This is a genomic window from Pseudoalteromonas sp. Angola-4, from assembly GCF_028599265.1.
Taxonomy (GTDB): domain Bacteria; phylum Pseudomonadota; class Gammaproteobacteria; order Enterobacterales; family Alteromonadaceae; genus Pseudoalteromonas; species Pseudoalteromonas atlantica.
The window spans coordinates 1-518 of sequence record NZ_JAQREK010000061.1; the positions used below are offsets into that span (position 1 = coordinate 1).

A 518-nucleotide genomic window follows, 5' to 3' on the forward strand; every position below is an offset into this window, starting at 1 on the left:
TACAGTGCATTTAGAAAAACTAAATGTCGTAACCGTATTGAATTACTTTCTTGGGCACAACAAAACATTCCTGACGAAATTCGTTAACGTTTGTTTGAATAAATACCATACAGGCACTTTAAGTGCCTGTTTTTATATCTTCTTTAAAAAACGCTGTTGGGGTCTTAATGCTCGACTCATTTACGCTTTATTTTGCCAGTATCGCCGTTATGACAGTGATGACGCTACTGAACTTTTTAACCTGGCGTACCAATAAGCATGTTCCCGGCACGTTACTTTATATTTTTTATCCTTTACTGCTATTAGCTGCCATTGTTAGTTTTGCGCTAATAGGCAAAATTCCTGATCAGATTGCCATTACCCTTGCTAATAACATGATGTTTTTAGCCTCTATTGTGCATTGTTTGTCACTGAGTCAATTTTTAAATTATCATGGTCGTGGCCTTAAGTTTGTTTGCTTATTTACAGCGCTCAGCGCTTTGCTGCTTGTTTATTTCACATTTTTACAGCCCTCAATG

At 36.9% G+C, this 518-nt stretch carries 2 pseudogenes; both read left to right on the plus strand.

Going from position 1 to position 518, the window contains the following annotated elements:
• Positions 1–87 (plus strand): annotated as a pseudogene (locus PSH48_RS20775) (DNA-binding response regulator); the annotation flags it as partial.
• Positions 88–167: 80 nt separating this feature from the next.
• Positions 168–518, plus strand: a pseudogene (locus PSH48_RS20780) (hybrid sensor histidine kinase/response regulator); the annotation flags it as partial.